The organism is Streptomyces sp. NPDC051909, assembly GCF_040681095.1.
Lineage (GTDB): Bacteria > Actinomycetota > Actinomycetes > Streptomycetales > Streptomycetaceae > Streptomyces.
This window is the reverse complement of sequence record NZ_JBFAYA010000026.1, coordinates 60,308-81,820: the sequence shown is the minus strand read 5'-3', so window position 1 is coordinate 81,820 and position 21,513 is coordinate 60,308. Positions and strand designations below refer to the sequence as shown.

Annotated in this window: 17 protein-coding genes; 5 read left to right on the top strand and 12 right to left on the bottom strand. The window is 73.2% G+C overall.

Features of this window, described 5'->3' with window-relative positions; all coding sequences use genetic code 11:
* Window positions 1-39: 39 nt before the first annotated feature.
* Window positions 40-1,194, bottom strand: coding sequence for an acyl-CoA dehydrogenase family protein (locus AB0M18_RS30635; RefSeq protein WP_365763733.1), 1,155 nt, complete (start codon window positions 1,192-1,194; stop codon window positions 40-42).
* Window positions 1,195-1,322: 128 nt separating this feature from the next.
* On the opposite strand from AB0M18_RS30635, the gene AB0M18_RS30630 reads away from it, so the two are divergent.
* Window positions 1,323-1,955 (top strand): TetR/AcrR family transcriptional regulator, encoded by a 633-nt coding sequence (locus AB0M18_RS30630; RefSeq protein ID WP_365763731.1) that lies wholly within the window; start codon window positions 1,323-1,325, stop codon window positions 1,953-1,955.
* Window positions 1,956-2,058: 103 nt separating this feature from the next.
* Here the strand turns inward: AB0M18_RS30630 and AB0M18_RS30625 are convergent, their stop codons facing one another.
* The 5 genes from AB0M18_RS30625 to AB0M18_RS30605 form a co-directional block, all read right to left on the bottom strand.
* Window positions 2,059-3,207 carry an XdhC/CoxI family protein gene (locus AB0M18_RS30625; RefSeq protein ID WP_365763729.1) on the bottom strand — a complete coding sequence of 383 codons (1,149 nt, stop codon included), beginning with the start codon at window positions 3,205-3,207 and terminating at the stop codon, window positions 2,059-2,061.
* A gap of 58 nt (window positions 3,208-3,265) precedes the next feature.
* Complete coding sequence (locus AB0M18_RS30620; protein WP_365763727.1) at window positions 3,266-4,732, bottom strand: NCS2 family permease; 1,467 nt, start codon at window positions 4,730-4,732, stop codon at window positions 3,266-3,268.
* Between the two features lie 251 nt (window positions 4,733-4,983).
* Complete coding sequence (locus AB0M18_RS30615) at window positions 4,984-7,371, bottom strand: molybdopterin cofactor-binding domain-containing protein (RefSeq protein ID WP_365763725.1); 2,388 nt, start codon at window positions 7,369-7,371, stop codon at window positions 4,984-4,986.
* Between the two features lie 2 nt (window positions 7,372-7,373).
* Window positions 7,374-8,000: a (2Fe-2S)-binding protein gene (locus AB0M18_RS30610; RefSeq protein ID WP_365763723.1), complete on the bottom strand. Its 627-nt coding sequence runs from the start codon at window positions 7,998-8,000 to the stop codon at window positions 7,374-7,376.
* A 2-nt stretch (window positions 8,001-8,002) separates the two neighbouring features.
* Entirely contained in the window at window positions 8,003-8,896 is an 894-nt protein-coding gene (locus AB0M18_RS30605; RefSeq protein WP_365763721.1) for a xanthine dehydrogenase family protein subunit M, read from the bottom strand.
* Window positions 8,897-9,195: 299 nt separating this feature from the next.
* Between AB0M18_RS30605 and AB0M18_RS30600 the strand changes: the two genes are divergently transcribed.
* Window positions 9,196-10,890, top strand: a complete 1,695-nt coding sequence (locus AB0M18_RS30600; RefSeq protein ID WP_365763719.1) for a PucR family transcriptional regulator ligand-binding domain-containing protein — start codon at window positions 9,196-9,198, stop codon at window positions 10,888-10,890.
* A gap of 224 nt (window positions 10,891-11,114) precedes the next feature.
* On the top strand, window positions 11,115-11,882 hold the full coding sequence (locus AB0M18_RS30595) for a hypothetical protein (protein WP_365763751.1): 768 nt from the start codon (window positions 11,115-11,117) through the stop codon (window positions 11,880-11,882).
* Between the two features lie 241 nt (window positions 11,883-12,123).
* Here AB0M18_RS30595 and AB0M18_RS30590 read toward each other — a convergent pair whose 3' ends face one another.
* Both AB0M18_RS30590 and AB0M18_RS30585 read right to left on the bottom strand, forming a co-directional pair.
* Window positions 12,124-13,668: a hypothetical protein gene (locus AB0M18_RS30590; RefSeq protein ID WP_365763717.1), complete on the bottom strand. Its 1,545-nt coding sequence runs from the start codon at window positions 13,666-13,668 to the stop codon at window positions 12,124-12,126.
* A 74-nt stretch (window positions 13,669-13,742) separates the two neighbouring features.
* Entirely contained in the window at window positions 13,743-14,540 is a 798-nt protein-coding gene (locus AB0M18_RS30585; RefSeq protein ID WP_365763715.1) for a GntR family transcriptional regulator, read from the bottom strand.
* Between the two features lie 150 nt (window positions 14,541-14,690).
* Here AB0M18_RS30585 and AB0M18_RS30580 point away from each other — a divergent pair, with 150 nt between their 5' ends.
* Together AB0M18_RS30580 and AB0M18_RS30575 are read left to right on the top strand one after the other, a co-directional pair.
* Window positions 14,691-15,551, top strand: a complete 861-nt coding sequence (locus AB0M18_RS30580) for a (2Fe-2S)-binding protein (protein ID WP_365763713.1) — start codon at window positions 14,691-14,693, stop codon at window positions 15,549-15,551.
* Window positions 15,552-15,767: 216 nt separating this feature from the next.
* Window positions 15,768-16,844 carry a DUF2637 domain-containing protein gene (locus AB0M18_RS30575; protein ID WP_365763711.1) on the top strand — a complete coding sequence of 359 codons (1,077 nt, stop codon included), beginning with the start codon at window positions 15,768-15,770 and terminating at the stop codon, window positions 16,842-16,844.
* Window positions 16,845-16,916: 72 nt separating this feature from the next.
* Here the strand turns inward: AB0M18_RS30575 and AB0M18_RS30570 are convergent, their stop codons facing one another.
* From AB0M18_RS30570 to AB0M18_RS30555, 4 genes are all read right to left on the bottom strand, one after another.
* Entirely contained in the window at window positions 16,917-17,318 is a 402-nt protein-coding gene (locus tag AB0M18_RS30570; RefSeq protein WP_365763709.1) for an ATP-binding protein, read from the bottom strand.
* A 109-nt stretch (window positions 17,319-17,427) separates the two neighbouring features.
* The gene (locus AB0M18_RS30565) at window positions 17,428-19,170 is read right to left on the bottom strand and encodes a pyruvate dehydrogenase (RefSeq protein ID WP_365763707.1); all 1,743 of its coding nucleotides are present in this window, start codon (window positions 19,168-19,170) and stop codon (window positions 17,428-17,430) included.
* A 42-nt stretch (window positions 19,171-19,212) separates the two neighbouring features.
* A complete protein-coding gene (locus AB0M18_RS30560) occupies window positions 19,213-20,553 on the bottom strand; it encodes a protein phosphatase 2C domain-containing protein (RefSeq protein ID WP_365763705.1) in 1,341 nt (446 codons plus the stop codon).
* A 123-nt stretch (window positions 20,554-20,676) separates the two neighbouring features.
* On the bottom strand, window positions 20,677-21,471 hold the full coding sequence (locus tag AB0M18_RS30555; protein ID WP_365763703.1) for a hypothetical protein: 795 nt from the start codon (window positions 21,469-21,471) through the stop codon (window positions 20,677-20,679).
* Window positions 21,472-21,513: the final 42 nt, after the last annotated feature.

Genomic DNA, 21,513 nt, shown 5'->3' with positions numbered 1-21,513 from the left:
CCCCGGCAACCGGAGCCGCCGGGCACGGGCGGGCGACCGTCAGGCGGTCAGACCCCGGCTGATGACCAGGCGCTGGATCTGGTTCGTCCCCTCGAAGATCTGCATGATCTTCGCCTCGCGCATGTAGCGCTCGACCGGGAAGTCCCGCGTGTAGCCGTAGCCGCCGAGGACCTGGACCGCGTCCGTGGTGACCTTCATCGCCGTGTCGGTGGCGATCAGCTTCGCCGCGCTGGCCTGGCGGCTGAAGGGGCGGCCGAGGTCGCGGCGGCGGGCCGCGTCGAGGTAGGTGGCGCGGGCGGCGTCCACGGCGGCGGCCATGTCGGCGAGCAGGAAGCCCAGGCCCTGGTGGTCGATGATCTTCCGGCCGAAGGTGGTGCGCTCGTTGGCGTACGCGACGGCGGCGCTCAGCGCGGCCTGGGCGAGGCCGGTGGCGCAGGCGGCGATGCCGAGGCGTCCGTTGTCGAGGGCGCTGAAGGCGATCTGCAGGCCCTGGCCCTCGGTGCCGATCAGCCGGTCGGCCCCTATGACCGCGCCGTCCCAGTGGGCGGAGGTGGTGGGCACGGCCTGGAGGCCCATCTTGCGCTCGGGCTTGCCGAAGCTGAGGCCCTCGGTGGCGCCGGGCGCCAGGAAGCAGGAGATGCCGTGGCTGCCGGGCGCGGTGCGGGCGAAGAGGGCGTAGAAGCCGGCCCTGCCGCCGTGGGTGATCCACGCCTTGTTGCCGTTGAGGCGGTAGGCGGCGCGGCCCTCGGCGTCCTCGGTGCGCTCGGCCTTGCAGGCCAGCGCGGCGGCGTCCGAGCCGGCCTGCGGCTCGGAGAGGCTGTAGCCGCCGATCTCGCGGCCCTCCAGCATGGCCGGCAGCCAGCGCTCCTTCTGCTCGGCGGTGCCGAAGGCGTGCAGCGGGTGGCAGGCCAGGGTGTGGACGCTGGTGGCGACGGCGACGGCGGCCCAGCGGGCCGCCAGCTCCTCCAGGACCTGCAGATAGACCTCGTACGGCTGGCCTCCGCCGCCGTACTCCTCCGGGTACGCGAGGCCGAGCAGCCCGGCCTCGCCGAGGGTCGCGAACAGACCCTCCGGATACGTCTCGGCGGCCTCGTGCTCGTCGACGCGCGGGGCGAGCTCCTTGTCGGCGATCTCCCGCGTGAGGGCGATGAGGTCCGCTGCCTCGGGGGTGGGAAGCAGGCGGTCGACATCCATGGCGACTCCATCAGGACACAGGCGGTGCTGCGAAACGGTACTGCGAGGGGTACGGCAGTACCGGTTAGCGTAGCGCAGCAGCCGGAAGGCACAAGCCCCCGAACGGGTCGACCCGGCATACTGTTCGGGTGATCGAGACCTCCGCCGCCGCACCCCGCCTCACCGGCCGCGGCGCCGCCAGGCGCTCCGAGCTCTTCGAGGAGCTGGTGGCGCTCCTGGTCGGCGAGGGCTTCGCGCGGCTCACGCTCGACGACCTCGCGGCCCAGCTGCACTGCTCCAAGCGCACCCTGTACGGCCTGGCCGGCAGCAAGGAGCAGCTGGTCAGAGCGGCCGTGGTGCACTTCTTCCGACGGGCCACCGGCCGGGTCGAGGCGGTGCTCGCGGCCGCGACGGGACCGGCCGAACGCCTGGCCGCGTACCTGCGCGCGGTGGCCGCCGAGCTCGCGCCCGTCTCCCCGCAGTTCTTCGACGACGTGGCCGCCTTCGAGCCCGCCGCCGAGGTCTACGAGCGCAACACCAGGGCCGCCGCCGGACGGGTCCAGCAGCTCATCGAGGAGGGCGTGACGGCCGGGGTCTTCCGCGACGTCCACGTGGCCTTCGCGGCCGACGTGATCGCCTCCGTCATGGTCCGCATCCAGCAGCGCCAGGTGGCCGCGGCGACCGGTCTGGCCGACGCCGCCGCGTACGAGCAGCTCGCGGAGCTGCTGCTGCACGGCCTGCAGAAGGCGGGTCTCAGCCCGGGCGGCCTGAAGCCGGCCTGAGCCGGTCCCCTTCGGAGCCGTACGCACGCGAAGAGGGCACCCCGGGGATCCGGGGTGCCCTCTTCGGCTCGTACGCGTACGGGCCAGGTGGTACGCGTACGGGTCAGGCGACCGAGCCGATGCGGCCGGCCGGCTCGCTCGTGCCGTCGTGGTGGATCGGGGTGTGCGCGCCGGTCAGCGAGACGCCGCTGCCGCCGCGCCGGTTGGCGACGATCTCGGCGCCGATGGACAGCGCGGTCTCCTCGGGCGTACGGGCTCCGAGGTCGAGGCCGATCGGGGAGCGAAGGCGCGCGATCTCGAGCTCGGTGACGCCGACCTCGCGTAGGCGCCTGTTGCGGTCCTCGTGGGTGCGGCGGGAGCCCATCGCGCCGACGTAGGCGACGGGAAGACGGAGGGCGACCTGGAGCAGCGGCACGTCGAACTTGGCGTCGTGGGTGAGCACGCACAGCACGGTGCGGCCGTCCAGTTCGCCTGCGGCGGAGGCGGCCTCCAGGTAGCGGTGGGGCCATTCGACGACGATCTCGTCGGCCTCGGGGAAGCGGGCCTTCGTCGCGAACACGGGCCGGGCGTCGCAGACGGTGACGTGGTAGCCGAGGAACCTGCCGACCCGGACGAGCGCGGACGCGAAGTCGATCGCACCGAAGACGATCATGCGCGGGGCGGGGACGGAGGACTCGACGAGGAGGGTGAGCGGCTGTCCGCAGCGGCTGCCGTCGGCGCCGATCTCCAGCGTGCCGGTGCGGCCGGCGTCGAGCATGGCGCGGGCCTCGCCGGCGGCGGTGCGGTCCAGCTCGGGGTGGCCGCCGAGCCCGCCCTCGTACGAACCGTCCGGCCGGACCAGGAGGGCCTGCCCCAACAGGTCCTCCGGGCCCGAGACGATCCGGGCCAGCGCCGCCGCCTCCCCCGAGACGGCGGCGGCGAGCGCGGCGGGGAAGACCCCGCCGCGGACCGGGGTGACGAGGATGTCGATGATGCCGCCGCAGGTCAGACCGACCGCGAAGGCGTCCTCGTCGCTGTAGCCGAAGCGCTCGACGACGGTCCGGCCGTCCTCGAGTGCCTGCCGGCACAGCTCGTAGACGGCGCCCTCCACACATCCGCCGGACACCGATCCGATCGCGGTGCCGTCGGTGTCGACGGCGAGCGCGGCGCCCGGCTGCCGGGGCGCGCTGCCGCCGACCGCCACCACGGTGGCGACGGCGAACTCGCGTCCCTGCTCGACCCACCGGTGCAGCTCCTCGGCGATGTCCAGCATCTCGAACTCCTAGGGGGATGGTGTGGGGAGGGCGACGTCACGCAGGGCTCGTGCCCCGTCAGCCGACGCCCACCCAGCTCTCGATCGGGTGGATGGCGAAGTAGACGATGAAGACCGCGGTCAGCGCCCACATGAAGCCGCCGACCTCCCGCGCCTTGCCCTGGGCGGACTTGATCACCGCGTAGGAGATCACGCCGGCCGCGACACCGGTGGTGATGGTGTACGTGAAGGGCATCAGGACCACGGTGAGGAACACCGGGATGGCGACGGAGCGGTCGCTCCAGTCCACGTGCTTCGCGTTCTGCATCATCATCGAGCCGATGACGACCAGGGCCGCGGCGGCGACCTCCTGCGGCACGATCGCGGTCAGCGGCGTGAAGAAGAGGCACAGGGCGAAGAATCCGCCGGTGACCACGGAGGCCAGGCCGGTACGGGCGCCCTCGCCGACGCCGGTGGCGGACTCGACGAAGACCGTCTGGCCGGAGGCACCGCCCGCGCCGCCGAGGATGCCGCCGGCGCCGTCGATGAACAGGGCCTTGGACAGACCGGGCATGCGGCCCTTGTCGTCGGCGAGCTTGGCCTCGGTGCCGACGCCCAGGATGGTCGCCATGGCGTCGAAGAAGCCGGCGAGGACCAGGGTGAAGACGATCATGGTGATCGTGATGTAGCCGACGTCGCCCCAGCCCGTGAAGTCCACGTTGCCGATGAGCGAGAAGTCCGGGGCGGAGACGGCGCTGCCGTGCAGCTCCGGGGCGCCGGAGAACCAGGCCTTGGCCGGGATGTCGGCGACCGCGTTGAGGACGGCCGCGAGGACGGTGCCGGTGACGATGCCGATGAGGATCGCGCCGGGGATGTTGCGGGACTGCAGCGCGAAGATCAGCAGCAGCGTGAAGGCGAAGATGAGGACCGGCCAGCCCTCCAGCTCGCCGGCCGGGCCGAGCGAGACGGGGCCGCCGCCGGGGGCGGGGTTCTCGTGGACGAAGCCGGCCTTCACGAAGCCGATGATGGCGATGAAGAGGCCGATGCCGATGGTGATGGCGTGCTTGAGCGCGAGCGGGATCGCGTTCATGATCATCTCACGCAGGCCGGTGACGACCAGGAGACAGATCACGGCGCCGTAGGCGATCGACATGGCCATGGCCTGCGGCCAGGTCATGACGGGGACGACCTGGGAGGCCATCACGCCGGAGACGCTGAGGCCGGCGGCGAGGGCCAGCGGGACCTTGCCCCAGAAACCCATCAGGAGGGTCGTGGCCGCCGCGCAGAGCGCGGTGGCGGTGATCAGCGCGGGCTGGCTGAGGACGTTGCCGTCGACATCCTTGCCGGAGAGGATCAGGGGGTTGAGCAGGAGAATGTACGCCATCGCCATGAAGGTGGTGACGCCGCCGCGGATCTCCGTCGCGACGGTGGATCCTCTCTCCGAGATGTGAAAGTACCGGTCGAGCCAAGACCTGCCGGCGGGGTTGCGCGAGCCGTTGCCCGCGTCCTCGGCCGTGGTCTTGGGCTCCACTGACGACTGGGTCATGGGGCCTACTCCCAAGGTTCAAAGGGGCACCCGCGTACTGCGTTGGGGATTGCGGGATTTGGGATATCGAGTTGGCTGCACGACCCGGGGGACGGCCCGAGACGAACGGGTGATTCGGTACTGCGGTTCCTGCTGGTTCTGTTGGTTCTGCTGTTACTGCTGGGGTACTGCGGTGTGGGGGGTTTCCCCGGACGGCGCGAGCGGGAGGGAAGTGTGACGTTCCTGGGAGGCACGCACCGTCCGGGGAGGTCCTAGAGGGTGCCGGTCAGGTGCTCGGGGCGGACCGGCGTCCTGTTGAGCTCCAGGCCCGTCGCGTTCCGGATCGCCGCGAGGACGGCCGGGGTGGATGACAGGGTCGGGGCCTCGCCGATCCCGCGCACGCCGTACGGCGCGTGGGGGTCGGCCAGTTCGAGGTAGTCGACCGGGATGGTCGGCGTGTCGAGGATCGTGGGGATCAGGTAGTCCGTGAAGGAGGGGTTGCGCACCTTCGCGGTCTTCGGGTCGACGATGATCTCCTCCATCACCGCGACGCCGAGGCCCTGGGTGGTGCCGCCCTGGATCTGGCCGACGACGGAGAGCGGGTTGACCGCCTTGCCGACGTCCTGGGCGCAGGCCAGCTCGATCACCTTGACGAGTCCGAGCTCGGTGTCGACCTCGACGACCGCGCGGTGCGCCGCGAAGGCGTACTGCACATGGCCGTTGCCCTGGCCGGTGACGAGGTCGAAGGCCTCCGTGGGGCGGTGCCGCCACTCCTCCTCGATCTCGATGACCTCGTCCTCCAGGACGTCCACGAGGGAGGCGAGGGCCTCGCCGTCGTCGGTGACGACCTTGCCGCCCTCCAGGAGGAGTTCGGCGTTCGCCCAGGCCGGGTGGTACGAGCCGAACTTGCGCCGGCCGATCTCCAGGACCTTCTCGCGGACGAGCTCGCAGGAGTTCTTGATGGCGCCGCCGGTCATGTACGTCTGGCGGCCCGCGGAGGTCGAACCGGCCGAGCCCACCTGGGTGTCGGCGGGGTGGATGGTGACCTGCTGGACGCCGAGCTCGGTACGGGCGATCTGCGCGTGGATCGTGACGCCGCCCTGGCCGACCTCGGCCGCGGCGGTGTGGACGGTCGCGACGGCCTCGCCGTTGATGACCTCCATGCGGATCTTCGCCGTCGAGTAGTCGTCGAAGCCCTCGGAGAATCCGACGTTCTTGATGCCGACCGCGTAGCCCACGCCCCGCACCACGCCCTCACCGTGCGTGGTGTTGGACAGGCCGCCCGGCAGCGCGCGGACGTCCGCGCCCTCGCCGGCGGTCTCCCACTGGCGCTCCGGCGGCATCGGACGGGCCTTGACCCGGCGCAGGAGTTCGGCGACCGGGGCCGGCGAGTCCACCGGCTGGCCGGTGGGCATGATCGTGCCCTGCTCCATGGCGTTGAGCTGGCGGAACTCCACCGGGTCCATGCCCAGCCTCGCCGCGAGCTTGTCCATCTGCGCCTCGTACGCGAAGCAGGCCTGCACCGCGCCGAAGCCGCGCATGGCGCCGCAGGGCGGGTTGTTCGTGTAGAGGCCGATCGCCTCGATCTCCACGTCGTCGATGACGTACGGGCCGACCGAGAGGGAGGAGGCGTTGCCGACGACCGAGGCCGTGGACGACGCGTACGCGCCGCCGTCGAGCACGATCTTGCACTTCATGTGCGTGATCTTGCCGTCCTTGGTGGCACCGTGCTCGTAGTACAGCTTGGCCGGGTGCCGGTGGACGTGCCCGAAGAAGGACTCGTAGCGGTTGTAGACCATCTTGACCGGCTTGTTGGTGCGCAGCGCGAGCACCGAGGCGAGGATCTGCATCGAGATGTCCTCGCGGCCGCCGAAGGCGCCGCCGACGCCGGCCATGGTCATGCGGACCTTCTCCTCGGGCAGGCCGAGGCAGGGGGCGATCTGCTTGAGGTCCGAGTGCAGCCACTGGGTGGCCACGTACAGGTCGACGCCGCCGTCCTCGGCGGGCACGGCGAGGCCGGACTCCGGGCCGAGGAAGGCCTGGTCCTGCATGCCGAAGGTGTACTCGCCCTTGACGATCACGTCGGCGCGCTTGGCGGCCTCGGTCGCGTTTCCGCGGATGATCGGCTGGCGGTGCACGATGTTGGGGTGCGGGACGTGGCCGGAGTGGTGGTCGTCGCGGTTCTCGTGGACCAGGATCGCGTCGGGCGCGGTCGCCGAGGCCTCGTCGGTGATGACGGGCAGCTCGCGGTACTCGATCCTGATCTTCGCGGCGGCGCGGCGGGCGGTCTCCGGGTGGTCGGCGGCCACGAGGGCCACCGGCTCGCCGTGGTGGCGGACCTTGCCGTACGCCAGGACGGGGGTGTCCTGGAACTCCATGCCGTAGTTCTTCGCGGCCGGCAGGTCGTCGGCGGTCAGGACGGCGTAGACGCCGGAGACGGCCAGGGCCTCGGAGGTGTCGATGGACACGATCTCGGCGTGGGCGACGGTGGAGCGCAGCACCTGGCCCCACAGCATCTCCTCGTGCCACATGTCCGAGGAGTAGGCGAACTCGCCGGTGACCTTGAGGGTGCCGTCGGGGCGCAGCGTGGACGCGCCGACACCGCCCTGGGTGTGGTTCTGGGTGACGTCGCGGGGGATGCCCGTGGTGGTACCAGCCATGATCAGACCGCCTCTCCCTGGCGGGCGGCCGCCAGGCGGACCGCGTCGAGGATCTTCTCGTAACCGGTGCAGCGGCAGAGGTTGCCGGAGAGCGCCTCGCGGATGTCCGCGTCCGTCGGGGACGGGTTGCGCTCCAGCATCTCGTCGGCGGCGACCAGCAGACCCGGGGTGCAGAAGCCGCACTGGACGGCGCCGGCGTCGATGAACGCCTGCTGGATCGGGGACAGTTCGACGCCCTCGCCGGTCTGCGAGTCCTGGGACGCCCGCGGGCGGAGCCCGCTATTGGACGGGCGTGCCTCCCACTTCTTGGCGGCGTCGAGCGAGGTGCCGCACGCGCCGGAGGCACAAGCGCCTCCTTCCCGATGGGCTTCCTCGCGCTCCTTGGCGTACTCGGCGAGGCCCTCGACCGTGACGACCTCGCGGCCCTCGACCTGACCGGCCGCGACCAGGCAGGAACAGACCGGCACGCCGTCCAGACGGACCGTGCAGGAGCCGCACTCGCCCTGCTCGCAGGCGTTCTTGGAGCCGGGCAGACCCAGGCGCTCACGCAGAACGTAGAGGAGGGACTCGCCCTCCCAGACGTCGTCGGCTTCCTGCGGACGACCGTTGACCGTGAAATTCACGCGCATGGTTATGCAGCTCCTTCAAGGGTGCGACCGTTGCCGGCGCGGTACTGCTCCCAGGTCCAGCCGAGCGTGCGGCGGGCCATGATGCCCACGGCGTGGCGGCGGTACCGGGCGGTGCCTCGGACGTCGTCGATCGGGTTGCAGGCGCCGGAGGCGAGCTCCGCGAACTGCTTGGCGATCGACGGGGTGATGATCCTGCCGTTGTCCCAGAAGCCGCCCTCTTCGAGCGCCGCGTTCAGGAACTCCTCGGCCGCGGTCGCCCGCACCGGGGTCGGGGCGGCGGAGCCGATGCCGGTCCGCACGGTCCGGGTCTCCGGGTGGAGGGCGAGGCCGAAGGCGCAGACGGCGATGACCATCGCGTTGCGGGTGCCGACCTTGGAGTACTGCTGGGGGCCGTCCGCCTTCTTCACGTGGACGGTCTTGATGAGCTCGTCGGGCTCCAGCGCGTTGCGCTTCACACCCTTGTAGAACTCGTCGATCGGGATGAAGCGGGTGCCGCGCACCGACTCGACCTCGACCTCGGCGCCCGCCGCGAGCAGCGCGGGGTGGGCGTCACCGGCCGGGGAGGCGGTGCCCAGGTTGCCGCCGACGCCGCCGCGGTTGCGGATCTGCGGGGAGGCGACCGTGTGCGACGCGAGCGCCAGACCGGGCAGTTCCTCGCGGAGGTTCTCCATGATCCGGGAGTACGGGACGGAGGCGCCGAGCCGGACGTTCTCCTCGCCGACCTCCCACTCGCTCAGCTCCTCGATGCGGTTGAGGTCCAGGAGGTACTCGGGACGCCGGTGGTCGAAGTTGATCTCGACCATGATGTCCGTACCGCCTGCGATGGGGACGGCCGTGGGGTGCTCTGCCTTGGCGGCGAGCGCCTCCTCCCAGCTGGCGGGGCGAAGGAAGTCCATGGTGGCTCTCTTCTTGTGCTTCGGGTGGGGGTCGTTCGTACGGGCCATGGGGGACGGCCGGCCCTCGACAAACGATCTCTTCATGTGCTGTTAACGCGTGGTGTGTGGCCTAGTACACAAGCCCCGGTCCCCCGTGTGCAGCCACCGAACACATGAAGCAGTTGGCTGGCTGCCGCCCTCGTCTTGTAGATTCGAACGAAAGGCGGGGAACAGTAACCACTGCGTTTCCCCCTGGAAACGGTGGCACCACGTCACCGACCACAACGCGACACCCATCGACGAGGAACGGCGGCGAGACCATGCGGCTGCGCGCACTGCTGGAGAACGACGCGCTCGGGCTGCGCCTGCTCGGCGGAGAGGACGAGCTGGACCGCACCGTCCGCGGCGTGATGACGACCGACCTGAAGGACCCCAGCCGCTACCTCTCGGGCGGTGAGCTGGTCCTGACCGGTCTCGCCTGGCTCCGCGAGCCGGCCGACGCGGAACCCTTCGTCCGCATCCTCGCGAGCGCCGGAGTGGCCGCGCTGGCCGCCGGCGAGGCCGAGCTCGGCGACATCCCGGAGGACCTCGTGGCGGCGTGTTCACGCCATCGCCTTCCGCTGTTCGGAGTCAACGAGTCCGTTGCGTTCGCGACGATCACCGAGCACGTTGTTCGACAGGTCTCCGGCGAGCGGGCCGGCGACCTGGCCGCCGTGGTGGACCGGCACCGGCGCCTGATGACCTCCGGACCGGCCGGCGGCGGCCCCGAGGCCGTCCTCGACCTCCTCGGCACGGACCTGGACCTCCGGGCCTGGGTGCTCTCCCCCACCGGCCGCAGCATCGCGGGCGCCGGGGAGCCCCTGGAGCCCTCGCTCGCCGCCACCCTGGCCGGCGAGCACCTGGCCGCCACCCGCACCGGCCGGCGCGGCCCGCACCGGCTCTCCGTGGCCGGAACCGCCTACTCGCTGTTCCCGATCCGCAACACCGGCCGCGGCGCCGCCCCCGCCGCCCGTGACGTGCGCGAGACGGTGCTCTCCGACTGGCTGCTCGCCGTCGAGGCCGACGCCGGCGACTGGCCGGCCGCCCGGCTCGACCTGCTGCAGGGCGTCACCCAGCTGATCGCCGTCGAGCGCGACCGCCGCGACGCCGCCCGGACGGTACGCCGCCGGCTCGCCCAGGAGGTCCTGGAGCTGGTCCAGACGGGCGCCGCACCCGCCGAGATCGCCGCCCGGCTGCGGGTCGCCGCACCGGTGCTGCTGCCCGGCCTCGGCACCGCCCCGCACTGGCAGGTCGTGGTCGCCCGCGTCGAGTGGGACCAGGAGCCCGGGCAGAACGCCGTCGACGCCGGCCCCGTCGCCCAGGCGCTCCTGGAGGAGATCCTGGTCGACCCGGCCGCCTCCGGCGCCGACTCCGCCGACCGGATCGCCGTCGCGCACAGCGGCGACGAGGCCATCGCCCTCGTCCCGCTGGCCACCGCGCCGCTGCCGGACAGCGAGGACGAGCTGCCGCCGGTCACCCTGGGCCTGCACGCCGACGCGCTGCTCGACGCCGTCCGCGCCCCGCTCACCGCCGGCCTCGCCGACGACGGCCGGCTCACCCTCGGCGTCAGCGCCGCCGTGCACTCCGCCGAGGGGCTGCGCGGCGCCCTGGAGGAGGCCCGGCACGCCCGCCGGGTCGCCGCCGCCCGCCCCGGCCGGGTCTGCGCCGCCGGCCACCACGAGCTGGCCTCCCACGTCCTGCTGCTGCCCTTCGTCCCGGACGACGTGCGGCGCGCCTTCACCGCGCGCCTCCTCGACCCGCTGCGCGACTACGACCGCCGCCACCGGGCCGAGCTCATCCCGACCCTGGAGGCCTTCCTCGACTGCGACGGCTCCTGGACCCGCTGCGCGACCCGCCTCCACCTGCACGTGAACACGCTGCGCTACCGGGTGGGCCGGATCGAACAGCTCACCGGCCGGGACCTGTCCCGCCTGGAGGACAAGCTCGACTTCTTCCTGGCGCTCCGGATGAGCTGACCGGATGAGCTGACCGGATGAGCTGATCGGGTGAACCCGCGATTCCGCCGCGGGGATTCATCTCATCGGGTGATCAAGCGACCTGACGGGGCGGCAGTCGAGAGCCGCCCCGTCCCGCGTCCCCCCGTGTTTCCGGCCCCATGTCTTTGTGAAAACTTTCACCCACCCCCTTGGCCCGTGCCCTCGTTCGTGCTGAGATGCCGTCCTACTCACAGCTCGATGGCGTGCTCGGGGAGGGCAATGTGGCGTACGGGCGGGGAACCCCACTGGAAACCGCGATCTGGAGGCTTCGCTCCCGCGGCTGCTGGACGGACGCCGCCGAACTCCTCGCCCCCCGCGCGACGGAACCCGCCGCCGCCCTGGAACGGGCGGCCCTGCTGATCGAGCGCTGCCTCTACACCGAACAGGGCTGGGCCGAGGCCGAGGAGGCGCTGCGCGCCGCCGAGGCGGTCGCCCGCACCGACGAGGAACGCGGGGCGGCGGCCTGCGAACGCGGCCATCTCGCCTACGCGTCGACCCTGCTCGGCGTACGGGACCGGGCCGACGAGGCCCGCGCGGCGCTCGGCCGGGCCGCCGCCCTCGTCGGTACCGACACCGCGGGACGGGCGCTCCTGGACTACCGGCGCGGACTGTTCGCGCAGAACCTCGGCGACTCCCCGCAGGCCGCCCGCGCCGCGCTGCGCCGCGCCCACGCGGGCGCCACCGCCCACGAGGACGCGCTGCTGCTCTCCTCGACCTGGCGGCACCTCGCCGGACTCGCCCTGCGCGAGGGCGAGTTGGCGGAGGCGCGGCACGGATTCGCCGAATCCCTGCGGATCCGCGAGGAGTTGGGCTACCTCGTCGGCACGGCCCCGGCCCTCGCCTCCCTGGCGGCCACCGAGACCGAACCCGAGGCGGGCCGCCTGCGCGCGGAGGCGACCCGCCTGTTCCGCCTCCTGGGCGGCGTACCGACCTGGCTGGCGGCCCAGCTGACGCCGCGGCCGGCGATCTGAGGGGGCGCGGGGCGGGGCGGGGCGCGGATCGTGGGCGGGGCGGGGCGCGGGTGCCGTTCCGGTGACCGCATTCGGGACTGCATGATTTACGGCGCGGCCAACTCTCCTGAGACCTGAACGCCCTGCACTCCGCGCCACAAATCACGCTTCACGTCCCGAACGCGGCCCCCTGCACGTCCCCCGCGCCCCTCAACTCGTCGGTTCCCACCGCACCGGCCCCTCTTCGGCCGGGGTGAGGGGGTCAGCCCACCCGCTCAAGCCGTATCAGCGCCTCGTCGAGGCCCACGATCAGCGCCCCGTCATCGGTGACCGCGACGGCGCGGACCGGCGGGCCGGGCCGGAAGACGAGGCGGGTGCGCCGGTCGACGTCGTGGAGTTCCACGGTCCCGTCCCCCCAGGCGGCGGCGAGGACCGGCCCGCGCGGGGTCTCGGTCGCGGCGAGCGAGACCACCGGGGCGCGGCGCTCGGCGAGCGGGCGCGGGTCGGCCTCCTTGCCGGGTGTCCACCGGCGCACCGCGCCGTCCGTGCCGCCGCTGCACACGAACGGCGTCGCGGACTCGACCGCGGCGACCGCCGTGACCCGCCCGCTGTGCAGGGCCGCCTGGTGCAGCCCGGTCAGGCCGAAGGCGTGTACGGACCCCAGCCGGTCCCCCACCACCACGGACCCGGCGATCGCGGCGAGCGCCGTGCCGGGGTGCCGGCTGAGGGTGGTGGAGACGGCCTCGGTGAGGCGCTGGAGGTACGGAGCGCGCGGTTCCCGGCCCCGTACGGTGTGCAGCCGGCCCCGCTCGTCGAGCAGCAGCACCGTCCCGTCGGGCGCGGGCGCGAGGGCGGTGACCCGGCCGGTCACCGGGTGGTCGAGCCGCCCGAGCGGCCGGGCGTCGGTCGCGGCGAGCAGCCGTACGGTGCCGCCGAGGTCGGCGGCGAGCAGGGTGCCGCCCTGTACGGCGAGCGCGCCCACCGGCCCGGGCCAGGGCGGGGCGACGTCCCCGACGACCCGGGTCCAGCGCACTCGCCAGGGCGCGGGCGCGGCCAGCTCCTCCAGGGCGGGCCGCAGCCGGGGGTCGGCGCCGTCGCCGAGGGCGCCGAGCAGCACGAGGGCCCGGTCGGCGGGGGTGCGGGCCGCGCAGAGCGCCTGCCCGGCGCGCAGCCAGGCGGTGCGGAGCCCGCCGTGGGCGTCGTCGGGGTCGCTCTCGTAGCCGGTGGTGACGGCGACGGGGTCGGCGGTGCAGACGACGGCCGGGTCGGAGAGCGTGCTGCCGAGTGAGGGCAGCGGGGTCGGGGTTCCCGCGTCCTCGTCCTCGTCCTCGTCCTCGTCCTCCGCGTCGACGACCGTCACCCGCCCCTCCGCGAGCAGCGCGTACGCGGCGGTGCCGGGCCGCACCTCGACGACCACCCGCACCCGGCCGAGCCGGGCCAGGTCGGCGACGAGCGCGGCGACGGCCGCGGGCTCGGCGGCGGCATGCAGCGCGGGCAGCAGCAGCACGGTGCGGGCGGCGCGGGCGGTGTCGCTGGTGGCGAGGGCCCGGACGAGGTCGCCGGGCGAACCGGCGACGACCCCGAGGCGGTCGGCGACGGCCCAGGCGGTGCCGAGCGCGGTGCGCCCGGTCAGCGGGACGAGCGCGCGGGCACTGCGGTGCCGCCCGGCGGCCCGGGGCCCGTGCCCGGCGAGCCAGTCGAGCAGCCCGGGGCCCCCGGTGACGAGGCAGAGGCGGGGTGCGTCGGGGTCGGTGAGCCAGCCGAGCAGGGCCGCGGCCCCGGGGCGCTCCGCGCGGACGGACGGCATGGACACCTCTCGGTCGGTCGCGGGGTCGGCGCGGTTCGAACGGAGTAACAGGCTGACACTGTCGACCTTAGTCGTCAGTGCTGCGCTCCGGTGAAGTGCTCGCGTACGAGTGACGAGACGACCGCGAGATCCTGGGCGATCAGGGCGTCGAGGAGGGCGGTGTGCTCGGCGGCGTCGGCGACGAGTTCGCCGTGGCGGGTGGCGGGGGCGCTGACGAGGGGCCACTGGGAGCGGCGGTGGAGGTCGTCGGCGACGGCGAGGAGCTGTTCGTTGCCGGCGAGGGCGAGGACGGCGCGGTGGAAGGCGCGGTCGGTCTCGGCGTAGTGGGCGCGGTCGCCGCGGGCGGCGGCGGTGGCGGTGGCCTCGGCGAGGGGGCGGAGGTCGGCCCAGCGTTCGGCGGGCACGGTGCGGGCGAGCCGGAGCATGACGGGGACCTCGATGAGGGCGCGGACCTCGGCGAGTTCGGCGAGTTCGCGCGGGGTGCGTTCGGTGACCCGGAAGCCCCGGTTGGGGACGACCTCGACGGCGCCCTCGGTGGCGAGCTGCTGCATGGCCTCGCGGACGGGGGTGGCGGAGACGCCGAAGCGTTCGCCGAGGGCGGGGGCGGAGTAGACCTCGCCGGGGACGAGTTCGCCGCCGACGAGGGCGGTGCGCAGGGCTTGGAGGATCTGGCCGCGGACGGAGTGCCGGCGCACGGTGCGGGGCTCGCCGAGACCGAGGCCGGGCTCGGCGTCGAGGCCGGGGGCCGGGGGCTCGCTGTGGGTGTGTTCGCCGCGGACGGTCTGTTCGGGGACCCGGCCGGCCGCCGGGTCGCCGTACGCCGCGGGGGCGGGGCGGCCGGTCGTCCGCCCGCGGGTGCTGCCCTGCTCCACCGGGGTCCTCCTGCGCCGTCGTGCCTGGGGCCCGGCTCGCGGTGCCGGGGTCCCCCGTGCACGATAGGCGGACGGCGTCGCAGTTCAAACACCGCATCGGTCGGGTAAGGTAAGGCTAACCTGCTAACGATCGTGATTCGGTGGTCCCGCATGGCCGTGCCCGCTCTGCTGCCGTCACCTTTCGCCTCGCCCGTCGCCGCCGCCTACGCACGGCTCGCCGAGGTCTTCACCGGTCTACGCGTGGAGGAGCTCGCCGGGGACGAGCGGCTGCCGCGCGGACCGGGCTGGGTGACCGCGCAGGAGCTGGGCGCCGGCGGGGCCGGTCTGGACGCCTTCCTGGCCTGGGACGAGGAGCAGGTGCGGCGGGACTACGGGCGGGCCGCCCGCCCGGACGTGGTGGCGGGCTTCGGGCTTCACCGGTACGCGTGGCCGGTGTGCCTGCTCGTGACGCTCCCCTGGTTCCTGCACCGCCGGGTGCCCCGGCTCCCCGCGCGGAACCTGTCCTTCCAGCGGGCCCTCGGCCGGATCGCGGTGCGGGTCGAGGAGTTCTCGTGCCTGCCGGGGGATCCGCTGGCGGAGCTGCCCGGCGCCCGCGTGGTGGCGGACGAGGAGGCCCTGCGCGCGGCGGCGCGGGACGCGCTGGCCGAGCACTTCGAGGAGGTGCTCGCGGGTTTCGGGCCCCGGATGCGGCGCGGCCGGCGGGGACTGTGGGGCATGGTGACCGACGAGGTGGTCGAGAGCCTCTGGTACATCGCGGCGCTGCTCGGCGAGGAGGGCCGGGCGCTCGCGGACCTGGAGCGGCTGATGCCGGGCACGGCGCGGCCGTACGTGGGGACGGCGGGCTTCCGGGAACTGCCCGGGTCGGCGGAGGCCTGCGGCGGCGGGGCGCGCGCCACCCGTGACCGGGTCACGTGCTGTTTCTTCTACACGGTGCGCCCCGAGGACACCTGTCTGACCTGCCCGCGCACGGCCGACCCCGAGCGGGTCCGCCGGCTTGCCGCGACCGCCTGACCCGCCTGCCCTCCCTCCACGGTCACACCACCCGCAGGGGTGATCGAATTCGAACGCGACTCGGCGTCCTCGCACCGCAGTTCGACCAGATCGCACCTATTCGTATGCTGTGCGACCCCAATGGCGTGCTCTTGTCCCGAAACCCCGTGGCCGCCCCGCCCGGTCGGCCAATATGGGCCGCCGTATCGCCCTCTCTGCGAGACAAAGGGACACCGCATGAGACTGACCGACATATCGCTGGACTGGCTGCTTCCGGGCGGCGTGATGGTGGCGGGAGTCCTGACGGCGGTGGCGGTGCTCGCGCGCGGGAAGCGCGCCGCTGACCAGGCCGCGGCCGACGACACCTGGGAGCGCAGCGAGGAACGCCGCAGACGCAAGGAGGCCGTCTACGGCACCGCCTCCTACGTACTGCTCTTCTGCTGCGCAGCGGTCGCCGCGGCGCTCTCCTTCCACGGGCTCGTCGGCTTCGGCCGGCAGAACCTCAACCTCACCGGGGGCTGGGAGTTCCTGGTCCCGTTCGGCCTCGACGGCGCCGCGATGTTCTGTTCGGTGCTCGCCGTCCGCGAGGCCAGCCACGGTGACGCGGCGCTCGGCTCGCGCCTCCTGGTGTGGACGTTCGCCGGGGCGGCGGCCTGGTTCAACTGGGTGCACGCGCCGCGCGGCCTGGGCCACGCGGGCGCCCCGCAGTTCTTCGCGGGCATGTCCCTGTCGGCGGCGGTGCTCTTCGACCGGGCCCTGAAGCAGACCCGGCGGGCCGCGCTGCGCGAGCAGGGCCTGATCCCGAGACCGCTGCCGCAGATCCGGATGGTCCGCTGGCTGCGGGCGCCCCGGGAGACCTTCGGCGCCTGGTCGCTGATGCTCCTGGAAGGCGTACGGACGCTGGACGAGGCCGTGGACGAGGTGCGCGAGGACCGGCGGGAGAAGGAGCAGAACCGGATCCGCCGGCGGGAGCAGGCCAAGCTGGACCGGGCGCGCCTGAAGGCCATAAACCGTCAGCACCGGGCGTTCGGCCGCTCCGGCCGCCAGGTCGACGTGGCGGCGCTCGGCGCCTCCGGTGGCGGTGCGGGCTCCGCGGCGGGGCCGGTGCCGGCCGCCGTCGCGGAGCCCGCCATAGCCGACCCCGGACAGCTGCCGCTTCGCTCCCGACCCTCCCTGCAAGCCGTCAAGGGCGCTGAGCCGCGCACGGGCGAATCCCGGACGGTGGACCTCACCGCCGAGGACGACACCCAGGCGCTGCCGCGCCTCGACTCCCTGGAACGCAAACTCGCGGACCTGGAGCAGCAGTTCGGCTGAGCTGCACACGCCGAGCCGCACAGCTTGAACGGCGGGGTCGCCCGAGGATCCTCCTCGGGCGGCCCCGCCGTTTCAGTCCGCCCCGGACAGTTCGAACCAGACCACCTTGCCCACGCCGTGGTTCTCCACCCCCCAGGAGTCGGCGAGGGCCTGGACCAGGACCAGACCGCGCCCGTGCGTACCGTCGTCGGCGTGCGGTACCCGCGGGCGGGTGAGTCCGGACACGAAGTCCCGCACCTCGACCCGCAGTTGTCCGGGGAGCACGGTGGCCGTGACGACCGCACCGTGCTCGGTGTGGACGAGGGCGTTGGTCACCAGCTCGCTGGTGAGGAGTTCGGCGACGTCGGAGGCGCCCGGTCCGCCCCACGACCCCAGCATCGCGCGTAAGGCATGTCGCACCTCCGGTACGGCGGTGAGATCCGCGCATCCCACCTTTCTGAGCAGTCGAGTCGACCGTGTCGTCTCCCCGGCCATATCCCCCACCCCGTCGTCGGATCGAACAGGCTCACGGGGATGCATGCCCGGCTGGCAGGGCGGCATTCATGGATGTGCACGGCCCGTCAGGGGCGCGGGACGCCGGGTGTCAGGGACGAGGGACGTTGCGAAGGTTCGACCGGGCCATCTGGAGCATCCGTCCCACTCCCCCGTCGAGCACCATCTTGCCGGCGGACAGGGCGAAGCCGGTGACCATCTCGGCGCTGATCCGGGGCGGGATGGAGAGCGCGTTGGGGTCGGTCACGACGTCCACGAGTGCCGGACCCTTGTGCTTGAAGGCGTCCCTGAGGGCGCCCGCGAGCTGCTTGGGCTTCTCGACCCGCACTCCGTAGGCGCCGGCGGCCCGCGCGATGGCGGCGAAGTCGGGGTTCTTGTTGGTGGTTCCGTACGAGGGCAGTCCGGAGACCAGCATCTCCAGCTCGACCATGCCGAGCGAGGAGTTGTTGAAGACGATCACCTTCACCGGCAGGTCGTACTGGACCAGGGTGAGGAAGTCGCCCATGAGCATGGTGAATCCGCCGTCGCCGGACATCGACACGACCTGCCGCCCGCGGTCGGTGAACTGGGCGCCGATGGCCTGCGGCAGCGCGTTGGCCATGGAGCCGTGGCTGAAGGAGCCGATGATCCGGCGGCGTCCGTTGGGGGTGAGGTAGCGGGCGGCCCAGACGTTGCACATGCCGGTGTCGACGGTGAAGACGGCGTCGTCGTCGGCGAGTTCGTCGAGCACGGAGGCCACGTACTCGGGGTGGATCGGGACGTGCTTCTCGACCTTGCGGGTATAGGCCCTGACCACGCCCTCCAGGGCGTCGGCGTGCTTCTTCAGCATCCTGTCGAGGAAGCGCCGGTCGGTCTTGGCGCGGACCCGCGGAATGACGCAGCGCAGGGTCTCGCGGACGTCGCCCCACACGGCGAGGTCCAGCTTCGAGCGCCGGCCGAGCCGCTCGGGCCGTACGTCGATCTGGACGATCTTCACGTCGTCGGGCAGGAAGGCGTTGTACGGGAAGTCGGTGCCGAGCAGGATCAGCAGGTCGCACTCGTGGGTGGCCTCGTAGGCGGCACCGTAGCCGAGCAGTCCGCTCATGCCGACGTCGTACGGGTTGTCGTACTGGATCCACTCCTTGCCGCGCAGCGCGTGTCCGACCGGCGACTTCACCCGCTCGGCGAACTGCATGACCTCGGCGTGCGCGCCGGCGGTGCCGCTGCCGCAGAACAGCGTCACCCGTTCGGCCGAGTCGATCATCCGTACGAGGTCGTCGATCTCGCCGTCGCCGGGCCGGACGGTGGGCCGGGAGGTGACGAGTGCGCTCTGGGCGGCCCGCTCGGGGGCCTGCTGGGCGGCGATGTCGCCGGGCAGCGAGACCACACTGACGCCGCCCCGGCCGACGGCGTGCTGGATGGCGGTCTGCAGCAGCCGGGGCATCTGGCGCGGGTTGGAGATCAGCTCGCTGTAGTGGCTGCACTCGCGGAACAGCTGGTCGGGGTGGGTCTCCTGGAAGTAGCCGAGGCCGATCTCGCCGGACGGGATGTGGGAGGCGAGGGCCAGCACCGGGGCCATCGAGCGGTGCGCGTCGTACAGGCCGTTGATGAGGTGGAGGTTGCCGGGGCCGCAGGAGCCGGCGCAGGCCGCGAGCCTGCCGGTGACCTGCGCCTCGGCGCCGGCCGCGAACGCGGCGACCTCCTCGTGCCGCACCTGGATCCAGTCGATGGCGCCGTTGCGGCGGATCGCGTCGACGACGGGGTTCAGGCTGTCGCCGACCACTCCGTAGAGGCGCTGGACGCCCGCGCGCACGAGGAGGTCGACGAACTGTTCCGCCACGTTCTGTTTGGCCATGGATCCATCAACCCATGGGCACCGCCGTCGTGCCTCCTTGGGTTACGCCTCCCAGACGGCGACGCCCGTGCGGTCGTCGGCGTAGCCGGTGACGCGCAGCTGGGTGTCGGCGAGGAAGGCGGCGAGGCCGGGCGGTTCGGCGCCGGACCAGCGGGCGGCGAGTTCGTGGGCGAGGGCGGGTTCGCCGCGCATGGGCTCGGCGAGGCCGTGCGAGGCGAGCAGCAGCGTGTCGCCGGGGCGGGCGACGGAGGCCCGGAAGCGGAACGGTTCGGCGGGCGGCGGCAGGGGGTCCTCGACGAACGGGCGGCCGGGGGCGTCGGCGACGCCGAGCCGCATGGTGAGCCGGTCGCCGTCCTCGCCCGCCTCGGGCACGTCGTAATCGGCCGGGTCGTCCTCGCCGAGCACGGTCCGGGCGGGCGGCACGGGCCGGGAGCCGAAGCCGACGACGGGGGCGCCGACGGTCGCGGTGGGCTCGGGGAGCAGTGGCTCGATGTCCTGCCAGGTGCCGTCGCGGAGCCGGAAGAGGCCGCCGGTGCCGATGCCGAAGAAGATCCGGGTGCGGCACTCGGGGTCGGCGGAGAGCAGCAGACAGCGCAGGCCCGCGGTGTACTCCTCGGGGTCGAGGTCGCGTTCGGCGGCGCGGGAGCGGAGCTTGCCGTAGGTGCGGTCGGTGAGCCGGTGCAGTCCGGACTTGAGGTCGCCGCGGCGGCCGGCCCGGATGTCCTCGGAGAGCCGGGCGTGGCTGCGGCCGACGGACTCGGCGATCCAGCGGCAGGCGTCGGCGGCGGCGAGGTGGGTGTGTTCGGAGCCGCGCCGTCCGGCGGCGACGGCGACGAGCACGAGGGCGGCCTCGTCGTGGCCGAAGCGGGCGGTGAGCAGGGCGTCGCGGCGGGGTTCGCCGCGGAAGCGGGCGGAGTCGCCGCGGACGGAGACGGCGCGCAGGGTGTAGCCGCCGTAGCGGGCTCCGTCGAGCACGGTGTCGGCGACGAGCGCGTCGAGTTCGCCGGGCCGGGCGGCGGGCAGGTGGGTCGGCTCGGGGTCGTAGGTGGGCGGCCGGGTGCCGACGTGTCCGGTACGGGGCCGGGGCGCGGGGACCTGCACGGTCGGTGTCTCGACGGGCGGCGGCGCGGGCGGGGGCTCCGGGTCCAGGACCGGGTCAGGGACCGGGACCGGGGCAAGGACCGGGTCCGGGGCGAGGCGCGGGTCCCGGTCGGCCTCGGCCGCGGGCGGGGCCTCGGGCGGCGGGGCCGGGAGCTCGGTCGTGGTCGCCGCGGCGGAGTCGTAGCGCTCGTCGAGGCTGTCCGGCGTGGGCGCGGGTGCGGTGTCCTGCGCGTCCTCGTCGTACAGCTTGTCCCACCAGTTGGTGTCCCCCTGCTGAGTCATGCCCTTATTGTCCACCGCACAGGGCGTCAGAAAACGGGACATCGGGAAAAGCTCTGGGCCGAAAGAGTGGTCCGCCGGACGACCCCACCCCCCACGGGAAGGACGCCCGGCGGACCGGCGTGGTCAGCGCACGTCGTAAGCGCGGACCACGGTCTGGGTGACGGAGTTGCCGTGGGCGTCCGTCAGTTCGGTTCTCAGGGTGCCCTGCTTGCCGCCGGCGCCCGCGTGGTTCACGGTCGCGGTCCAGGCGTCGCCCTGGTGGGTGATCTGCGCCGCGGTCCAGGTGGTGCCGCCGTCGTAGGAGTACGAGAGGGTGGCTGCGGCGATCGCGGCGGGGGTGTAGCCCGCGTGACCCGTCACACCGAGGCCGATGTGCTGGCCGTCGGTGGCGGCGAGGGTCTTGAGTCCGTCCTCCGGAAGGTCGTACCGGGGGAAGAGAATCGGGATGCCCTGAGAGTAGACGTTCTCGTCGAGCTTCGAGGTGAATTTCCAGAGGGAGTTGACGGAGGTGGAGCGGTTCCACACCTTGCTGCCGAACTTCATGACGTTCTGTTCGAGCGTGTACTCGGCGCTCTCGGACGGGACTTCGAAGACACCGAACGGCCATGCGCTCTCGCCGAGCACCTCGTCGCCCTTGCGCAGCCGGAGGCTGCCGGCGTCGCCGAAGGAGCCGGCCTCGCCGTGGTGGGTCCGGTCGCCCCACACGGGCCTCCCCCAGCCTTCGGCCGGGGGCACCCCCATCTCGCTTCGCCCGCCACCGCGGGCGGCGGCCTCGCTGCCGACCAGCGGTCGCTCACCGGTACCGATGGCGGTCGACCGGGTGTCCCGCGGCGCTGCGGCCGCGGTCGTGGCGACCGCGGTGACGGCCAGGACGGCGGCGGTCGCCGCTCCCAGGGCCGTACGCGAAATCGGGCGCATCGCTCTCCCCATCTGGATCCGGACACGAGGGCATCGGCACAT

Excerpts from the sequence above, each read along its gene's own strand:
- AB0M18_RS30565 (WP_365763707.1), bottom strand. The coding sequence starts at position 19,170 with ATGGCCAAACAGAACGTGGCGGAACAGTTCGTCGACCTCCTCGTGCGC.
- AB0M18_RS30620 (WP_365763727.1), bottom strand. The coding sequence starts at position 4,732 with ATGACCCAGTCGTCAGTGGAGCCCAAGACCACGGCCGAGGACGCGGGC.
- AB0M18_RS30570 (WP_365763709.1), bottom strand. The coding sequence starts at position 17,318 with ATGGCCGGGGAGACGACACGGTCGACTCGACTGCTCAGAAAGGTGGGA.
- AB0M18_RS30590 (WP_365763717.1), bottom strand. The coding sequence starts at position 13,668 with ATGCCGTCCGTCCGCGCGGAGCGCCCCGGGGCCGCGGCCCTGCTCGGC.
- AB0M18_RS30610 (WP_365763723.1), bottom strand. The coding sequence starts at position 8,000 with ATGCGCGTGAATTTCACGGTCAACGGTCGTCCGCAGGAAGCCGACGAC.
- AB0M18_RS30555 (WP_365763703.1), bottom strand. The coding sequence starts at position 21,471 with ATGCGCCCGATTTCGCGTACGGCCCTGGGAGCGGCGACCGCCGCCGTC.
- AB0M18_RS30580 (WP_365763713.1), top strand. The coding sequence starts at position 14,691 with ATGGCCGTGCCCGCTCTGCTGCCGTCACCTTTCGCCTCGCCCGTCGCC.
- AB0M18_RS30575 (WP_365763711.1), top strand. The coding sequence starts at position 15,768 with ATGAGACTGACCGACATATCGCTGGACTGGCTGCTTCCGGGCGGCGTG.
- AB0M18_RS30600 (WP_365763719.1), top strand. The coding sequence starts at position 9,196 with ATGCGGCTGCGCGCACTGCTGGAGAACGACGCGCTCGGGCTGCGCCTG.
- AB0M18_RS30615 (WP_365763725.1), bottom strand. The coding sequence starts at position 7,371 with ATGGCTGGTACCACCACGGGCATCCCCCGCGACGTCACCCAGAACCAC.
- AB0M18_RS30635 (WP_365763733.1), bottom strand. The coding sequence starts at position 1,194 with ATGGATGTCGACCGCCTGCTTCCCACCCCCGAGGCAGCGGACCTCATC.
- AB0M18_RS30625 (WP_365763729.1), bottom strand. The coding sequence starts at position 3,207 with ATGCTGGACATCGCCGAGGAGCTGCACCGGTGGGTCGAGCAGGGACGC.
- AB0M18_RS30560 (WP_365763705.1), bottom strand. The coding sequence starts at position 20,553 with ATGACTCAGCAGGGGGACACCAACTGGTGGGACAAGCTGTACGACGAG.
- AB0M18_RS30605 (WP_365763721.1), bottom strand. The coding sequence starts at position 8,896 with ATGGACTTCCTTCGCCCCGCCAGCTGGGAGGAGGCGCTCGCCGCCAAG.